The organism is Mucilaginibacter glaciei (assembly GCF_014773245.1).
GTDB classification, from domain to species: Bacteria; Bacteroidota; Bacteroidia; order Sphingobacteriales; family Sphingobacteriaceae; genus Mucilaginibacter; species Mucilaginibacter glaciei.
Window position 1 is genome coordinate 1 of record NZ_JACWMX010000009.1, and the last position, 13,243, is coordinate 13,243.

Consider the following 13,243-nt stretch of genomic DNA (forward strand, 5'->3'; position numbering starts at 1 on the left):
GTAGCCCGTAGGGGAATAATCTCGAACCAATTTATCAAAGATTTAAAGCGATTAGCAGGTTAAATCAAATATTTCTGGTGATTTAAAATTAGTCGGCACCCTTTATTTTAAACGGTATTATAGTCCAAACTTGATAACACCAATTGGTTTTTTTCTATAGCTTTTAAAAATCCAATCCCAGAAAGGAAAAACTGAACCATAGTTAGAATTAGTTTCAACTATAACATTAGAGTGATGAATACGGTGCATCAAAGGGCTAATGATCAGTTTTCTTAAAAAAAAGTCCACTTTTTCATTCATTCTGATATTGGAGTGAACCAGTAAAACCACAGGAAAAAACAATATACCGTAAGCTATTAACCCGGTCACCGTAGCACCTATCAAAATAAGAAATACAGCTTTGGAAATTACGGCAAAAAACAGCTCAACGGTATGAAAACGAACTGCCGTTGTCGTGTTCATACTTTCATCCTCATGGTGGAATTTATGAAACCTCCAAAGCAAAGGTATCTTATGATTGATGCGATGCCACCAGTATACAAAAAAGTCGATGCAAAGTATTTGAAGTATTAACGAAAGTATGATCGGCAAATCAGTAAAAGGAATAATTCCAAAATGCCCGGCAGAGGCATATACCATCAGCTTTTGTAAATAGAAACCGCTTACAAAAGAAAACAGGAGATTAATCAATCCTACTATGATATTTTTCAGATCGTGATTGTTCTTCAATAACTCTTTTCTTTGCGGGAAAAGATGCTCTGCCAGGTAAGTTAGCAAAAAAATCAAGCCAACTGCCAGTGATTGTAAGGCATTACTCATGACGAACTAATTTAATGTAACAGTTACCTCTCCTATTTTTTAATTCCGGGTTTAAGATATAACTTCATTTCTTAAAATTACGATAAAATAGGATTGTTGGGTTTCATCCGCGAAAAGTTGCAAATGAATAAGTTTAAAAAAGCCATTAGCCTACAATCAACGTATATCTTTTATAATTAGAACCGATGGACAGTTATCTTGATGAAACAATAAACGTATACCGCGATGCCGCATTGAAACCTGATGTCGGCCTTTGTTGTACTACAACGCCCATGAATGCCTTTCCGGGCCTGGAAATACCAAAGATCATGCAGGAGATGAATTATGGCTGTGGTTCTATCGTAAGTGCTAATGACCTGGCTAATGAACCAAATATATTGTATGTGGGCGTTGGCGGCGGTATGGAGCTTTTGCAGTTTTCTTATTTTAGCAGGACCGAAAATGGGGTTATAGGCGTTGATATTGTGGATGAAATGCTGCATAGCTGCGCTGATAATTTGTTAGAAGCCGAAAAGTTAAACCCCTGGTTTAAAAAGGAATTTATTGACTTGCGTAAAGGCTCTGCATTGGCGCTGCCGGTAGCTGATAATTCCATAGATGTTGCCGGTCAAAATTGTCTGTTCAATATTTTTAAAGCGGATGATCTGAAACAGGCACTAATGGAAATTTACCGCGTTTTGAAACCCGGTGGCCGGTTGGTAATGTCTGACCCGGTTTGCGACCAGACTATGAATGACGCATTACGAAATGACGACAGGTTGCGGGCTTTATGCCTTACCGGCTCGTTAACGCTTAATGATTATATTAAAAGCATTACCGATATAGGTTTTGGCACGATCGAGATCAGGGCGAAAAGGCCTTACCGCGTTTTGGCGCCAGGCCAGTATCCAACCGATGAGTTGTTATACATTGAAAGTGTGGAAGTTTGCGCTATTAAAGACCCCATGCCGGCTGATGGCCCCTGTGTATTTACCGGCAAGGCGGCTATCTACTATGGGGAAAAGGAGTATTTTGATGATGATAAAGGCCATGTTTTAATGCCTAACCAGCCTTTAGCAGTTTGTGATAAAACAGCTGGGAATTTGGCAGCATTAAAACGTGATGACATTTTCATCTCTAACTCTACCTGGTTTTACGATGGCGGCGGTTGTTGTTAAACAGATCTGCCGATGAAAATATTTATCACAGGCGTTACCGGTTATATTGGCCAAAAACTGGCTATGCAATTAGCTGATGACGGACACACTATACATGCCCTGGTGCGCGACGAAGAAAAAGGAAAAACTTTGTTGAACCACCCGAACATCTTTTTATTTCAGGGTGATGTTTTAAATACGGGCTCTTTATTAAACGCCATGAAAAACTGCCGGCAAGTGTATCACCTTGCTGCATTAGCATCGGTATGGCATAAAAATCCGGAGCGTTTCAACGAAATAAATGTAACAGGCCTGCAAAACGTTTTGGATGCCTGTTTGCAATCAGGTATTGCAGACGTGCTATTCACCTCAACTGCAGGCGTTGTTGGGGATTCCAAGGACGGCAATCCGGTAGGTGAACTAACCAACCTTAATCCCAAATTGGAAACGCTGTACGAACAAAGTAAGGTAGCCGCTGAAAACCTGCTGAAAACGTATATACCGAAAGGAATCCGCGGCGTTATCGTCAATCCCAGCAGGGTATACGGCCCAGGGTTATTAACTGAGAGTAATGGATTTACCCGTTTGATAAAGATGTATATCAATGGGAACTGGAAGATAAAGCCTTGTAACGGGAAAAGTATTGGCAACTACGTGTATATTGACGATACCATAAAAGGCTTGATAGCCGCAATGCAAAAAGCCAAACCCGGTGAACGTTATTTGTTAGGCGGTATCAATGCCACTTACAACGAATTTTTCAGCCTGGTAGATGAGCTTACAGGGGTGAACAGAAAGATGCATAATGTGCCTTTGCCTGTTATGCTCTTGCTGTCCCGTATACAATTAATAATAGCCGGCCTTTTTGGCAAGCAGCCCATGATCACACCACCCTTTGTGCGGAAATACAACAAGCACTGGATAGTCAGTTCACAAAAAGCCGAACAGGAACTTGGTTACACCATTACACCTTTACGTGAAGGGGTAAGTAAAACGCTTGACTGGCTTAATCAACTTGCTTAACCGCCGTTACCAATTCTTCATAAGTATAAGCACCTTCATGAAACTTTTTCTTGCTACCTTTTACAATTAGGGTTCCAGGCAATGCTCCGGACCAGTCGGCACTTATCTTTTCAGTATACGAGTTTGGCGCTTCGTTCAATAGGTAAATTTCGCCGGTCAACTGATGCGCTTTTACAAACGGCTGAACATTACTTAACAGTTTAGATTTTAGGTCGGTACTGATGAGGATAACCTTAACGGGCTTGCCTTTTACGGATGTCTTAAATTTTTCAAACTCGGGTAGTTCTTTCACACAAGGCTTGCACCAGGTAGCCCAAAAGTTTATAACATAAATAGTGTCTTTCCCTTGTTTAATGCGGCTTTCTAATTGAGAAACCGTTAAGAGCTTAACCTGTTGGGCTCTTAACTGCAAGGATAACAGCAAGCAAAAAGCAATAGTATATAGGAATTTATTTGTCATGACTTTTGTTAATTTTATCAAATACAGTTTAATATACGTTTTATTTATTAAGGCAGATGAAGACGACTATCCATGAAAGTAAGCATTATTATACCTGTTTTTAATGAGGCTGAAAATATCGGCAAACTGGTCATGTATTTAACAAAGTTTGGTAACGATAGTTTAATGGAAATCATCGTTGTTGATGGCGGAAGCAAAGACGATACGCTAACTAATGCGAAAGAAGCTGGTGCGTTAAACATTGTAGCCCCGCAAAAAGGCCGTGCAGCGCAAATGAATTTTGGTGCTTCAATGGCTAAAGGCGACTTGCTTTATTTTGTTCATGCGGATACACTACCACCTGAAACCTACATCGCCGATATCGCAGCAGCCATAACATCCGGCTATGATATGGGCAGGTATCTTTCCACTTATGATAGCAAAAATTGGTTACTTAAACTTAACGCCGTGTTAAGTCGGCTGGATACTTTTGGGGGTATGGGCGGCGATCAAACCCTTTTCATCACCAGCCAGTTATTCAATCAAGCTGGCGGTTTTAACGGCAGCATGAAGATTATGGAAGAATTTGAATTTTGCGCACGAGCCCGGAAAAAAGGCAAATATAAGATCATTAAAAAGCCGGTGCTGATCTCTGCGAGAAAGTATGAAACAAACGGTTGGTTTACTGTACAGCTGGCTAATTACACGATTGTTAGCATGTACCAAAAAGGCGCAAGTCAGGAAAGTATGGTTACGAAATATAAAGAAATGCTGAATTACCGCTAAATGCTGATTCCATTCAATTCCAGATCATTGGCCTCATCAACATCATGCAGCTTTTGCAATAAACTATAGGTTAATTTTAGTTGGGTTGCGGTAGCTATAGTTTGGGTGGTTACCTGATCGGTACTCCAGGCTTTATCCTTAAATAATTCAGGTATATAACCATTAGAACCTAACAGGTAATAACCACCATCAAAAGTTGGACCTATGACAACATCATTAACGTTCAGTGCAGTAATTGCTTGTTCAATTATGGCCGTTTGCAACTGATAACAATCGCTGCCAATGATCATTACCTTTTTAAATCCCTGATCAAATAGTTCTTTAAAAGCGTTTAACATTCGTTCGCCTAAATCCCCACCAAATTGCTGCCTTTTGGTATAACCCGGGAAAGTCCAAATATCATGTTCTATGACTTGATCGGTGTAGTAAATGAATTTCCGGCAGTTTAAGGGGATGGTGATTTGCCGGGTATGACCTAATAATAAATTATAAACCGCCAAAGCTTTGTCATCACCTATTACTTTAGCCAGCCGGGTCTTGACTTTGCCTAATTCCGGATGGCGTACAAAGATGATAAGAGCGGTGTTCAAGGGTGTGATATCATTCATAGTTATTCTGCAACTACGCCGCCACAACTTGAACCGGCGCCCGCGGTACAACCGTAGCAATGCTGTTTTAAAATGATCTCGCGGTTTTGTAATAAACTCAAATCAAAATCTGATAAATGCTGTGACCATGCCGGGGTTACTTTCAGGTCGAGCATCTGGTTAAAATCACAGTCGTATAAATAGCCGTCCCAACCAACGGAGATAGTATTGCGGCACATTACATTGGCAACTGCTGCGGGGTTAAACGCGCCGATCAGCTTTTCCATATACTTGTCGTAGTTACCGGTCGTTAGCAAATAATCCAGATACCTGCTGATAGGCATATTGGTAATGGCGAAAAGGTTATTGAAATTGATGTTGTAATTTTTCATCAATTCAAACTTGTACTCTTTCTCCAAAGCATCCTGCGATGGCGGCATAAAGGCACCTGCCGGGTTATAAACGAGGTTTAATGTTAAGCCGGTATCAGGCATTCCATATCCAACTGAATTAAGCATTTGAAGTGCTTTAATGGAATCTTCGAAGACGCCGTCGCCCCGCTGTTTATCCGTTCTGTCCTGTGTAAAACTTGGTAATGATGAAAATACTTCGATCTGGTGCAGTTTAAAAAATTCCGGCAGATCATGAAAACGCTTATTGGCTAATATGATGGTGAGGTTACAGCGTACAATGATGTGCTTGCCCAAAGCTTTAACCTGCTCAACAAACCATCTAAAGTCAGGGTTCAATTCAGGTGCACCGCCAGTTAGATCAACTATTTTGATAGGGGAATTGGCCAATACATTGAGGCAAAGCTGCATGGTTTCCCTCGTCATGATCTCTTTCCGATCCGGGCCCGCATCCACATGGCAATGCTTGCAAACCTGGTTGCACATTTTGCCCATGTTCACCTGAAAGATTTCAACGCCGCTGGCTACTAACGGAAACATACCTAAGTCTGCAACTTTCTGTTTAAATGAATCATGCTTGTGCTTAGGATCATGTTCCAGAATATCCAGTTGATAGGAACTGTTAGCTAAAGGGTTTTGCAAAACTTTTAAGGACTTGATCATTACATACTAATTTCTTTGACTTTATTCATCATCTGTACGCCATGTACCAATACCGCGCCGCCTTTAATAGCCGATGCTACGTGTACCGCTTCCATCATCTGTGCTTCGCTAAAGCCTTTTTCATAGGCATCGCTGCTGTAGGCATCAATACAGTAAGGGCACTGTACCGCATGGGCCACAGCCAAAGCAATTAATGATTTTTCCTTCGCTGTCAATGCGCCATCCTTAAATACTTCGCCATAGTAAGCAAAGAATTTATCGGCCATTTCTTTTTGGTATTCCCCGATGTTGCCAAACTTGCCCAAATCTTCGGCATTATAATAATGATCAGCCATTGTTTTCAGATTTATAATTATTCAAATATAAACTCCAGTCGTACTTTTTAAAATGGATCGTTGGTTTAGTTCCTTCGGGGATGATTTTGTTTCTATTTAAAATCTCTAACATACCCTTTTTACCTCCGAAATCATGGCGAAACCAGCCCATCAAGGCCGGAACTTCTACTGTATTTTGCTCTTTGTTATAAGTTACCTCACCCTTTAAATAGGTTTTAACCGCCACATTCAATTGTTTATCTATTTGTTCAGGCTCATAAAAAGCGATTGGTGGGCAGCTTTTGGCCCCGCAGTTCAAAGCAAAATGAATGCGGTAATCCAGCGTTTCCACACGAAACTTCTTTTCAAATCCCGATGGGAAAAGCTTACCTAAATAGCCTTCACTCCATTTAACCTTACTGTGGCGCAATATCCCATGTTCGATCAGGTCGAGGCTTAATTCCTGCCGGGCAACGTGGATCTGTTTGCTCGAAAATAACGAGCCACGCGTTTTATATTGATCGGGATCTTTCTTTAAGATGACCTGTGTAAAACCATTATACAGGTTTAGCCAGAATGCCAATTTTTTATGATCGGTATTCAACTGTTCCGCTAAAAAGTTTTGATCTGTATTTTTTAGGGTATCAATAAATGCCGCGGTACTATCGCCGGTTTTGGCTGCATATAAAAAGTTTTGTGATAACTTGATGTAATTTGTGGCTTTAGCAGTTTTAAACTGCGCGTCAACAATTCCTGTCATCAACAGGAAGAACACGATATAAGCCGTTCTAAGAAAGTGTCTCAAAAGCATACATAAATTACGTAATAATATTTCTTATGGCTTTATGAAACTGAAATAAGAATTAATTTGGAAATACAAATGATTAATCGTAATATTGCAATATAAAGTATGGGCTTAACTAAAACAGAAATATTCACCGAAGAACAGAATAGGTTAGCTGTGATGCTTAAAGCTATCGCGCATCCTGCCCGTATCGCCATCTTACAGGAGATCATTAAATCTAACACCTGTATTTGCGGCGACCTGGTAGATGAGCTGGGTTTGGCTCAGCCAACCATTTCGCAGCATTTGAAAGAATTGAAAAATGCCGGACTGATACAGGGAACGATTGAAGGCGTTAGCGTATGTTACTGCATCAACCCGCCGGTTTGGAATGAGCTGCGTGAACAGATGAGTGGTTTCTTTGCGGCTTATGATCTGAAAGCGACCTGCTGTTAAAAAAATTTGATTAAACCCATCGCAATATTGCAATAATATAATAATCATAAAGCCATGAATAAAGTAGAAGCGATCAACTGGAAAACCTTCAAAGACACCTTATTACAGCATCCCGACCTTGACCTGCAATTCCAATATGCAGAGGGTAAACTGGTTGATGCAGCCTATCATATCACCGAGATCAAGCAAGCGCCGATCACTTCAGTAGATTGTGGTGGTGTGATGAACGCCTGGACGGAGATCATTGTGCAGTTATGGGTACCGGAGAATGGGGAACAGCAGGAACGCTCCATGAAAGTAGGTAAAGCTTTGTCTATTGTAGATATTGTAGAAAAAATGCTGCCGCTTAATCCTAATGGCACAGTAAAGATCGAGTTTGGTAATTCAGAGTTTGATACCCGCCAGATGTTTCCGAATGAAATGATAATCGACGGCAACGCGTTGACTGTTGACCTGCGCCCTGATGCGGTGCAATGTAAAGCTATCGGTCGTGGCGGTAGTTGTGGTACGACTGAGAAAGGTGAAGAATGCTGCACACCTGCGGCAGTGGAAAAACCTAAAGTACAATTAGTCAACCTGGCTGCACCAATGGAAGCTTGCTGCACACCGGGAGGAGGCTGCTGCTAAATATGATAAAATGATCATCGACCAGGCCCAACCCTATAAAGAAAAAGTGATCGAATTGTTGGCGGCTGAAAAGCTGCCGGTAGCCGACCTGCCCGAAAAGCTGGATAACTTTATTGTTGCCATCCAGGACGGTATAGTGGTTGGTGTAGGCGGTGTAGAAGTTTATGGAAATAACGGATTACTCAGGTCTTTAGCTGTGCATCGGGAATACAGAGGTGCCGGGATAGCAGGCAAACTGTTGGCACGACTGGACAACATGAGTAAAAAGAATAGCCTAACAGCTTTATATCTACTAACAGAAACCGCACCAGCCTACTTCGAGCGAAAGAAGTATAGCAAAATCACGCGCGAAGAAGTACCCGTCGAGGTTCAGCAATCGTCCGAGTTCAGTCATGTTTGCCCGGTATCGGCCATTGTTATGAAAAAAGAATTATGAGTAAGAAAAATATATTAGTACTCTGCACCGGTAATAGTTGCCGCAGCCAGTTAGCCGAAGGTTATCTGCGTTACTTTGCAGGCGACAAGGCCAATGTTTACAGCGCGGGTATAGAAACCCACGGTGTCAATCCAAAGGCGATTCAGGTAATGACCGAAGATCATATTGATATCTCGAAGCACACTTCTAATCATGTGGATGAGTATCTTGCCATCCCATTTGACCAGGTGATTACCGTTTGTGATAACGCGAATGAAGCCTGCCCGTTCTTTCCCGGTAAGGTCGAACGCTTTCACGAGAACTTTCCCGACCCTGCCAAAGCTACCGGCACACCTGAAGAAGTAATGGCCGAGTTTCGCCGGGTTAGAGATATGATTAAAATTTACGCAGCCAACTTTGTAGCCGAACACGTTAACTAACATTTTTTTATTCTTATCTATCGTTAAATAGCAATAAAACAATTAATAGTAAGATGGGAAAGTCAACAGCAAAATATGATCAGGACGATGTGGCCTTAGCTGCTTTTAACAAAGTGATGGCATCGCCGTGCTTTCTGGCGATTATAGAAAACTTGCGTACGCATGATGACTGGACTGAGTTAAGTCAGCTTGAACTCATGTCACCTGATATAAACCAGTGGAAAAAGAACATGAATAACTTAACTCAAGCAAACATGGTCAGCACTATGAATGAGGATGGCAAAACTTTCTATCTGCTTAACCTGGCTTACTTCGAACAGCTAACCCAGCAGTTCAATGTGCTTACACAACAAATTTCAGACGCCACCCGAATAAGCAATCTATAAACCAATTAAACCATAAAACTTAAAATCATGAAACACTTATCCTTATTTTTCTTAGCCGGCTTACTGGTAGTAAGTTCTGCTTTTGCACCATCGGCAGAACCTGTTTATCCTGAACTGGCACAAACTTTTAAAACGCTGAAAAAAGGCACCCCGATCACTGATGCCCGTCAGGAGGATCTCGGTGGCATCCAGCAATTGGGTATTGTTACCAAAGGCAAAAAATTGCCGGTGATCGTCGAGTTTGTGGGTAATGATGGCTTTAGCGCACCTATTGCCAAGGCCGTGCTAAAAGCTGCGCTGGCTTCTTACGGTATAAATGATGTGAAAATATTTGTTGTTGGCACAGCCACGTCTCCTAAAGTTGCACCGACCCTCGCAAAACTCGGCTTTAAAGTAAGCGGCGATGAAGCCAAGTATAATGACCAGGGTGGTTCTGTTACCTTAGAAAGTTCGCCCTCAAACCCGCAGGCAATTCATGTACTGGCACAGGAAAGCGCGGCATCGCTGCTGGCCAGCCCTGATAAGTTCGCCGTTAAATTGAAATATTCGCCCATTTCAGCAGGTGCGACCGATGAGCAGTACGAGGTACAGGCCAAACTGATCACAGCGGAAATGCTTTTTGCCGCTTCTAAATTCAAAGAAAACTGGAAGTAGTTTACACTCAATTCATATTAAAACACGATATACGCAATAAATTATGTCAGCAAACAACTGTGCCCCTGTGGCCGAACGCAAAAAACTCAGTTTCCTTGATCGTTACTTAACGCTTTGGATCTTCCTGGCTATGGCCATTGGTGTGGGCGTAGGTTACTTTATTCCGTCCTCAAGCGGCTTCATCAACTCGTTTTCCAGTGGAACGACCAATATCCCTTTGGCGATTGGTTTGATCTTAATGATGTACCCTCCGTTGGCAAAAGTAAAATACGAAAACATGGGTGAGGTATTCAGGGATACCAAAGTATTAAGCGCGTCACTTATTTTGAATTGGATCATTGGGCCAGTATTAATGTTTGTATTAGCTATTACCTTATTACGTGATCATCCCGCATACATGGTAGGCTTGATTTTAATTGGCCTTGCCCGCTGTATCGCGATGGTAGTGGTATGGAATGAACTGGCCGAAGGTAATCGCGAGTACGCTGCTGGCCTGATCGCATTAAACAGTATCTTCCAGGTATTACTGTATAGTGTATATGCTTATGTATTTATAACGGTGTTGCCGCCACTGTTTGGGTTAAAAGGTTTAGCTGTTAATATCACTATAGGAGAGATCGCCAAAAGTGTGGGTATCTACCTGGGTATCCCATTTGCTGCCGGTGTGATCAGCCGCTACACATTAATCAAACTGAAAGGAGAAGAATGGTTCCAAACCAAATATGTGCCTTTTATCTCACCGATAACGTTAATTGCTTTATTGTTTACCATCGTAGTGATGTTCAGCTTAAAAGGTAATCTGATCGTTCAGATACCATTTGATGTATTGCGTATCGCAATACCATTGGTGATCTACTTTACCATTATGTTTGTACTCAGCTTTATTATTGGCAAATCGTTTGGAGCCGACTATTCCCGCTCGACATCTATAGCTTTTACCGCAACAGGTAACAACTTTGAACTGGCTATAGCGGTTGCCATCGGCGTATTCGGCATTAACTCCGGCGAAGCCTTTGCAGGAGTGATCGGCCCTTTGGTGGAAGTGCCTGCCCTGATCGCTTTGGTCAACCTCGCTTTTTACTTCCGAAAGAAATATTATACCGCTAAAACTTTAACCGCTGTAGAATAATGAAGATCGCCCTTTTTTCAGATATACATGCCAACTTACCGGCGCTGGAGGCTTTTTTTGCCGATGTTGAATTACAAAAGCCTGATGCCATTTATTGCCTGGGCGACCTCGTAGGCTATAACATTTGGCCGAATGAAGTTATTGATGAGATACGTAAACGCAATATACCCTGCATCACCGGCAATTATGATTTTGGTATCGGGCGACACAGCGATGATTGCGGCTGTGCCTATAAAACAGACGAGGAAAAAGCTTTAGGCAAAATATCTATCGCTTATACAAACGAGGTGGTGAAAGACGAGCAGCGGGCTTATTTGCGCACACTGCCAGCCCATATCCGTTTAGAGTTCCAGTTGAATAACGATAACCTTCAGGTACTATTTGTACATGGCAGCCCCCGCAAAGTGAATGAATACTTGTTTGAGGACAGGGATGAAAAGAGTATGTTACGCATCATGGAGCAGGCCGATGCAGATATCATGTGTTTCGGTCATACCCATCAACCCTATCACCGGGTGCTATCGGCGAACGACCAGTTCTATCATGCCATCAATATTGGTTCGATAGGTAAACCAAAAGATAAAGACCCGCGCGGAGGCTATGTGTTATTGCAAATCAACGAAAACAGTTCGGTTAAAGACAAGGATAGTATTCAGGTAGACTTTATCCGCTTTGATTATGATATTGAAAAGGCGGCCAAAGCTGTTGAGGACAGCCCGCTTCCCAATGAATATGCGGATATGTTAAGGAACGGATAAGATGACCATAGCACTCTTTTCTGATATCCATGCCAACCTACCGGCATTTGAAGCATTCCTGGCGGATATTGATAGTCGTAAACCTGATGCGGTTTATTGTTTGGGCGATATGATCGGCTATAATATCTGGCCCAATGAAGTAATGGATGAAATCCGCAGGCGCGGAGTTGCAACGCTCGCTGGTAACCATGACCTTAAAACAAAGGGTTACGCCTATGAACTGGTATCGGCAGCTAACCAGGCTTATCTGAATACGCTCCCGGCAAATATTGAACTGGAATATCAACTGAATAATGACCACTTTAATATCGTACTGGCTCACGGAAGCACGAGAAGTATCAATGAATATGTACTGGAAGATCTCGATGAAAACTATGTATTGGAAATGATGAGGGAAGCCAAAGCGGATATCCTTTGTGTGGGCCACTCACATTTACCTTACCACCGCATCATCGGTAATAAGCAAGTTGTTAATATTGGTTCAGTGGGCAAGCCGAAAGATGGCAATCCAATGGGTTGTTATGTGATACTTACGATTACGGATACGATAAATGTCGATTTCATTCGCTTTTCTTATGATATAGAAAAAGCGGCTCAGGCTATTGAAGACAGCCCCCTGCCGGACGATTTTGCAGACAGGTTAAGAAAAGCCTATTGAGCTAACTTACATTTTCATCCCGGCCATGGTATTGTCGCTCCCGTTTTTAAAGATAGCTTCACTATTGAGTAAATAAGCACCATTGATAACGACCACATCACCTGAATTTAAGCCTGATAAAATAGGTACATAGTGTTGGTTACCGATACCTATTTTGATCATTCTCGGTGAAAAACTACCATTCGTATTTTTCACATAAACTATGCTACCCTTGCCATTGTTCAGGATAGCCGAAGCGGGTACTGCTAAAGAGCGGCTATTGCCTCCACCTATCGCGATATAGGTTAGCATACCCGGCCTGATCAATCCTTGTGTGTTGGGAATACTGATCCTGATCAGCGCCACTTTGGAAGACCCGGATAGTTCAGGGTTTATAAATTCGACTTTGCCTTTGATGACCTGCCCGCCCAGGTCAGGAAGGGAAATATTTACTTTATCGTTCTCTTTGTAAAGCCCGGTTTCATTGGAGTAAAGTTGGGCTTCCACCCAAAGGCTATTTAACCCCTGTGTTTTTAGTACGGTCATACCTTCGGTAACATAATCACCCTCATGTACGGCGATATCGCTTACCGTACCCGCAACATTACTCAAAATGGTGGTTGTTGCAGACACCTTTTGGAATACTGACAAGTTTTTGATCTGTGACAATTTATATGTTAAAAAAACCGTAAAGGAATGATCACGAACTACATGATTAACGATTTTAAGCGGCTGGCAGGTTAATTCAGCTTTAATCACAACAGGTGCATACTAACGTCC

Annotated in this window: 19 protein-coding genes; 12 read left to right on the forward strand and 7 right to left on the reverse strand. The window is 42.0% G+C overall.

What is annotated here, in order from left to right:
* Positions 1 to 117: 117 nt before the first annotated feature.
* The gene (locus tag IDJ76_RS18095; protein ID WP_191165243.1) at positions 118 to 819 is read right to left on the reverse strand and encodes a sterol desaturase family protein; all 702 of its coding nucleotides are present in this window, start codon (positions 817 to 819) and stop codon (positions 118 to 120) included.
* 185 nt (positions 820 to 1,004) lie between these two features.
* Between IDJ76_RS18095 and arsM the strand changes: the two genes are divergently transcribed.
* Both arsM and IDJ76_RS18105 read left to right on the forward strand, forming a co-directional pair.
* Positions 1,005 to 1,976: an arsenosugar biosynthesis arsenite methyltransferase ArsM gene (gene arsM, locus IDJ76_RS18100; RefSeq protein ID WP_191165245.1), complete on the forward strand. Its 972-nt coding sequence runs from the start codon at positions 1,005 to 1,007 to the stop codon at positions 1,974 to 1,976.
* 12 nt (positions 1,977 to 1,988) lie between these two features.
* Positions 1,989 to 2,978, forward strand: coding sequence for an NAD-dependent epimerase/dehydratase family protein (locus tag IDJ76_RS18105; RefSeq protein ID WP_191165247.1), 990 nt, complete (start codon positions 1,989 to 1,991; stop codon positions 2,976 to 2,978).
* Here the strand turns inward: IDJ76_RS18105 and IDJ76_RS18110 are convergent.
* Complete coding sequence (locus tag IDJ76_RS18110) at positions 2,962 to 3,438, reverse strand: TlpA disulfide reductase family protein (protein ID WP_191165249.1); 477 nt, start codon at positions 3,436 to 3,438, stop codon at positions 2,962 to 2,964. The genes IDJ76_RS18105 and IDJ76_RS18110 overlap by 17 nt on opposite strands.
* Positions 3,439 to 3,510: 72 nt before the next feature.
* Here IDJ76_RS18110 and IDJ76_RS18115 point away from each other — a divergent pair, with 72 nt between their 5' ends.
* Positions 3,511 to 4,203 carry a TIGR04283 family arsenosugar biosynthesis glycosyltransferase gene (locus IDJ76_RS18115; protein WP_191165251.1) on the forward strand — a complete coding sequence of 231 codons (693 nt, stop codon included), beginning with the start codon at positions 3,511 to 3,513 and terminating at the stop codon, positions 4,201 to 4,203.
* Here IDJ76_RS18115 and IDJ76_RS18120 read toward each other — a convergent pair.
* From IDJ76_RS18120 to IDJ76_RS18135, 4 genes are read right to left on the reverse strand one after another with little or no spacing between them, the layout of a single operon-like run.
* Positions 4,200 to 4,811 (reverse strand): TIGR04282 family arsenosugar biosynthesis glycosyltransferase, encoded by a 612-nt coding sequence (locus IDJ76_RS18120; protein ID WP_191165253.1) that lies wholly within the window; start codon positions 4,809 to 4,811, stop codon positions 4,200 to 4,202. The two genes, IDJ76_RS18115 and IDJ76_RS18120, sit on opposite strands and share 4 nt — an antisense overlap.
* 2 nt (positions 4,812 to 4,813) lie before the next feature.
* Positions 4,814 to 5,863: an arsenosugar biosynthesis radical SAM (seleno)protein ArsS gene (arsS, locus tag IDJ76_RS18125; RefSeq protein ID WP_224746401.1), complete on the reverse strand. Its 1,050-nt coding sequence runs from the start codon at positions 5,861 to 5,863 to the stop codon at positions 4,814 to 4,816.
* Positions 5,863 to 6,198: an arsenosugar biosynthesis-associated peroxidase-like protein gene (locus IDJ76_RS18130; protein ID WP_191165255.1), complete on the reverse strand. Its 336-nt coding sequence runs from the start codon at positions 6,196 to 6,198 to the stop codon at positions 5,863 to 5,865. Before IDJ76_RS18130 ends, arsS begins: the two co-directional genes overlap by 1 nt.
* Positions 6,191 to 6,988: a DUF547 domain-containing protein gene (locus tag IDJ76_RS18135; RefSeq protein WP_191165257.1), complete on the reverse strand. Its 798-nt coding sequence runs from the start codon at positions 6,986 to 6,988 to the stop codon at positions 6,191 to 6,193. Before IDJ76_RS18135 ends, IDJ76_RS18130 begins: the two co-directional genes overlap by 8 nt.
* A gap of 99 nt (positions 6,989 to 7,087) precedes the next feature.
* Between IDJ76_RS18135 and IDJ76_RS18140 the strand changes: the two genes are divergently transcribed.
* Genes IDJ76_RS18140 through IDJ76_RS18180 form a run of 9 tightly spaced genes read left to right on the forward strand, consistent with a single transcriptional unit; the run spans position 7,088 to position 12,484 of the window.
* Positions 7,088 to 7,417 carry an ArsR/SmtB family transcription factor gene (locus tag IDJ76_RS18140; RefSeq protein ID WP_191165259.1) on the forward strand — a complete coding sequence of 110 codons (330 nt, stop codon included), beginning with the start codon at positions 7,088 to 7,090 and terminating at the stop codon, positions 7,415 to 7,417.
* Between the two features lie 54 nt (positions 7,418 to 7,471).
* Positions 7,472 to 8,044 (forward strand): DUF6428 family protein, encoded by a 573-nt coding sequence (locus IDJ76_RS18145; RefSeq protein WP_191165261.1) that lies wholly within the window; start codon positions 7,472 to 7,474, stop codon positions 8,042 to 8,044.
* A gap of 10 nt (positions 8,045 to 8,054) precedes the next feature.
* Entirely contained in the window at positions 8,055 to 8,480 is a 426-nt protein-coding gene (gene arsN2, locus IDJ76_RS18150) for an arsenic resistance N-acetyltransferase ArsN2 (protein WP_191165263.1), read from the forward strand.
* Positions 8,477 to 8,899 carry an arsenate reductase ArsC gene (locus IDJ76_RS18155; RefSeq protein WP_191165265.1) on the forward strand — a complete coding sequence of 141 codons (423 nt, stop codon included), beginning with the start codon at positions 8,477 to 8,479 and terminating at the stop codon, positions 8,897 to 8,899. Before arsN2 ends, IDJ76_RS18155 begins: the two co-directional genes overlap by 4 nt.
* A gap of 53 nt (positions 8,900 to 8,952) precedes the next feature.
* Positions 8,953 to 9,285 (forward strand): hypothetical protein, encoded by a 333-nt coding sequence (locus IDJ76_RS18160; protein ID WP_191165267.1) that lies wholly within the window; start codon positions 8,953 to 8,955, stop codon positions 9,283 to 9,285.
* A gap of 27 nt (positions 9,286 to 9,312) precedes the next feature.
* The gene (locus IDJ76_RS18165; protein WP_191165269.1) at positions 9,313 to 9,939 is read left to right on the forward strand and encodes a hypothetical protein; all 627 of its coding nucleotides are present in this window, start codon (positions 9,313 to 9,315) and stop codon (positions 9,937 to 9,939) included.
* Positions 9,940 to 9,982: 43 nt separating this feature from the next.
* A complete protein-coding gene (gene arsB, locus IDJ76_RS18170; RefSeq protein ID WP_191165271.1) occupies positions 9,983 to 11,068 on the forward strand; it encodes an ACR3 family arsenite efflux transporter in 1,086 nt (361 codons plus the stop codon).
* Positions 11,068 to 11,826, forward strand: coding sequence for a metallophosphoesterase family protein (locus IDJ76_RS18175; protein WP_191165273.1), 759 nt, complete (start codon positions 11,068 to 11,070; stop codon positions 11,824 to 11,826). The genes arsB and IDJ76_RS18175 overlap by 1 nt, the downstream gene beginning before the upstream one ends.
* A 1-nt stretch (position 11,827) precedes the next feature.
* Positions 11,828 to 12,484, forward strand: coding sequence for a metallophosphoesterase family protein (locus IDJ76_RS18180; protein ID WP_191165275.1), 657 nt, complete (start codon positions 11,828 to 11,830; stop codon positions 12,482 to 12,484).
* Between the two features lie 6 nt (positions 12,485 to 12,490).
* Here the strand turns inward: IDJ76_RS18180 and IDJ76_RS18185 are convergent, their stop codons facing one another.
* Positions 12,491 to 13,132, reverse strand: a complete 642-nt coding sequence (locus tag IDJ76_RS18185) for an efflux RND transporter periplasmic adaptor subunit (RefSeq protein ID WP_191165277.1) — start codon at positions 13,130 to 13,132, stop codon at positions 12,491 to 12,493.
* Positions 13,133 to 13,243 lie beyond the last annotated feature (111 nt).

What these genes read in the sequence shown, in the direction of transcription:
- IDJ76_RS18095 (WP_191165243.1), bottom strand. Translation starts at nt 819, where the DNA reads ATGAGTAATGCCTTACAATCACTGGCAGTTGGCTTGATTTTTTTGCTA.
- arsM (WP_191165245.1), top strand. Translation starts at nt 1,005, where the DNA reads ATGGACAGTTATCTTGATGAAACAATAAACGTATACCGCGATGCCGCA.
- IDJ76_RS18105 (WP_191165247.1), top strand. Translation starts at nt 1,989, where the DNA reads ATGAAAATATTTATCACAGGCGTTACCGGTTATATTGGCCAAAAACTG.
- IDJ76_RS18110 (WP_191165249.1), bottom strand. Translation starts at nt 3,438, where the DNA reads ATGACAAATAAATTCCTATATACTATTGCTTTTTGCTTGCTGTTATCC.
- IDJ76_RS18115 (WP_191165251.1), top strand. Translation starts at nt 3,511, where the DNA reads ATGAAAGTAAGCATTATTATACCTGTTTTTAATGAGGCTGAAAATATC.
- IDJ76_RS18120 (WP_191165253.1), bottom strand. Translation starts at nt 4,811, where the DNA reads ATGAATGATATCACACCCTTGAACACCGCTCTTATCATCTTTGTACGC.
- arsS (WP_224746401.1), bottom strand. Translation starts at nt 5,863, where the DNA reads ATGATCAAGTCCTTAAAAGTTTTGCAAAACCCTTTAGCTAACAGTTCC.
- IDJ76_RS18130 (WP_191165255.1), bottom strand. Translation starts at nt 6,198, where the DNA reads ATGGCTGATCATTATTATAATGCCGAAGATTTGGGCAAGTTTGGCAAC.
- IDJ76_RS18135 (WP_191165257.1), bottom strand. Translation starts at nt 6,988, where the DNA reads ATGCTTTTGAGACACTTTCTTAGAACGGCTTATATCGTGTTCTTCCTG.
- IDJ76_RS18140 (WP_191165259.1), top strand. Translation starts at nt 7,088, where the DNA reads ATGGGCTTAACTAAAACAGAAATATTCACCGAAGAACAGAATAGGTTA.
- IDJ76_RS18145 (WP_191165261.1), top strand. Translation starts at nt 7,472, where the DNA reads ATGAATAAAGTAGAAGCGATCAACTGGAAAACCTTCAAAGACACCTTA.
- arsN2 (WP_191165263.1), top strand. Translation starts at nt 8,055, where the DNA reads ATGATCATCGACCAGGCCCAACCCTATAAAGAAAAAGTGATCGAATTG.
- IDJ76_RS18155 (WP_191165265.1), top strand. Translation starts at nt 8,477, where the DNA reads ATGAGTAAGAAAAATATATTAGTACTCTGCACCGGTAATAGTTGCCGC.
- IDJ76_RS18160 (WP_191165267.1), top strand. Translation starts at nt 8,953, where the DNA reads ATGGGAAAGTCAACAGCAAAATATGATCAGGACGATGTGGCCTTAGCT.
- IDJ76_RS18165 (WP_191165269.1), top strand. Translation starts at nt 9,313, where the DNA reads ATGAAACACTTATCCTTATTTTTCTTAGCCGGCTTACTGGTAGTAAGT.
- arsB (WP_191165271.1), top strand. Translation starts at nt 9,983, where the DNA reads ATGTCAGCAAACAACTGTGCCCCTGTGGCCGAACGCAAAAAACTCAGT.
- IDJ76_RS18175 (WP_191165273.1), top strand. Translation starts at nt 11,068, where the DNA reads ATGAAGATCGCCCTTTTTTCAGATATACATGCCAACTTACCGGCGCTG.
- IDJ76_RS18180 (WP_191165275.1), top strand. Translation starts at nt 11,828, where the DNA reads ATGACCATAGCACTCTTTTCTGATATCCATGCCAACCTACCGGCATTT.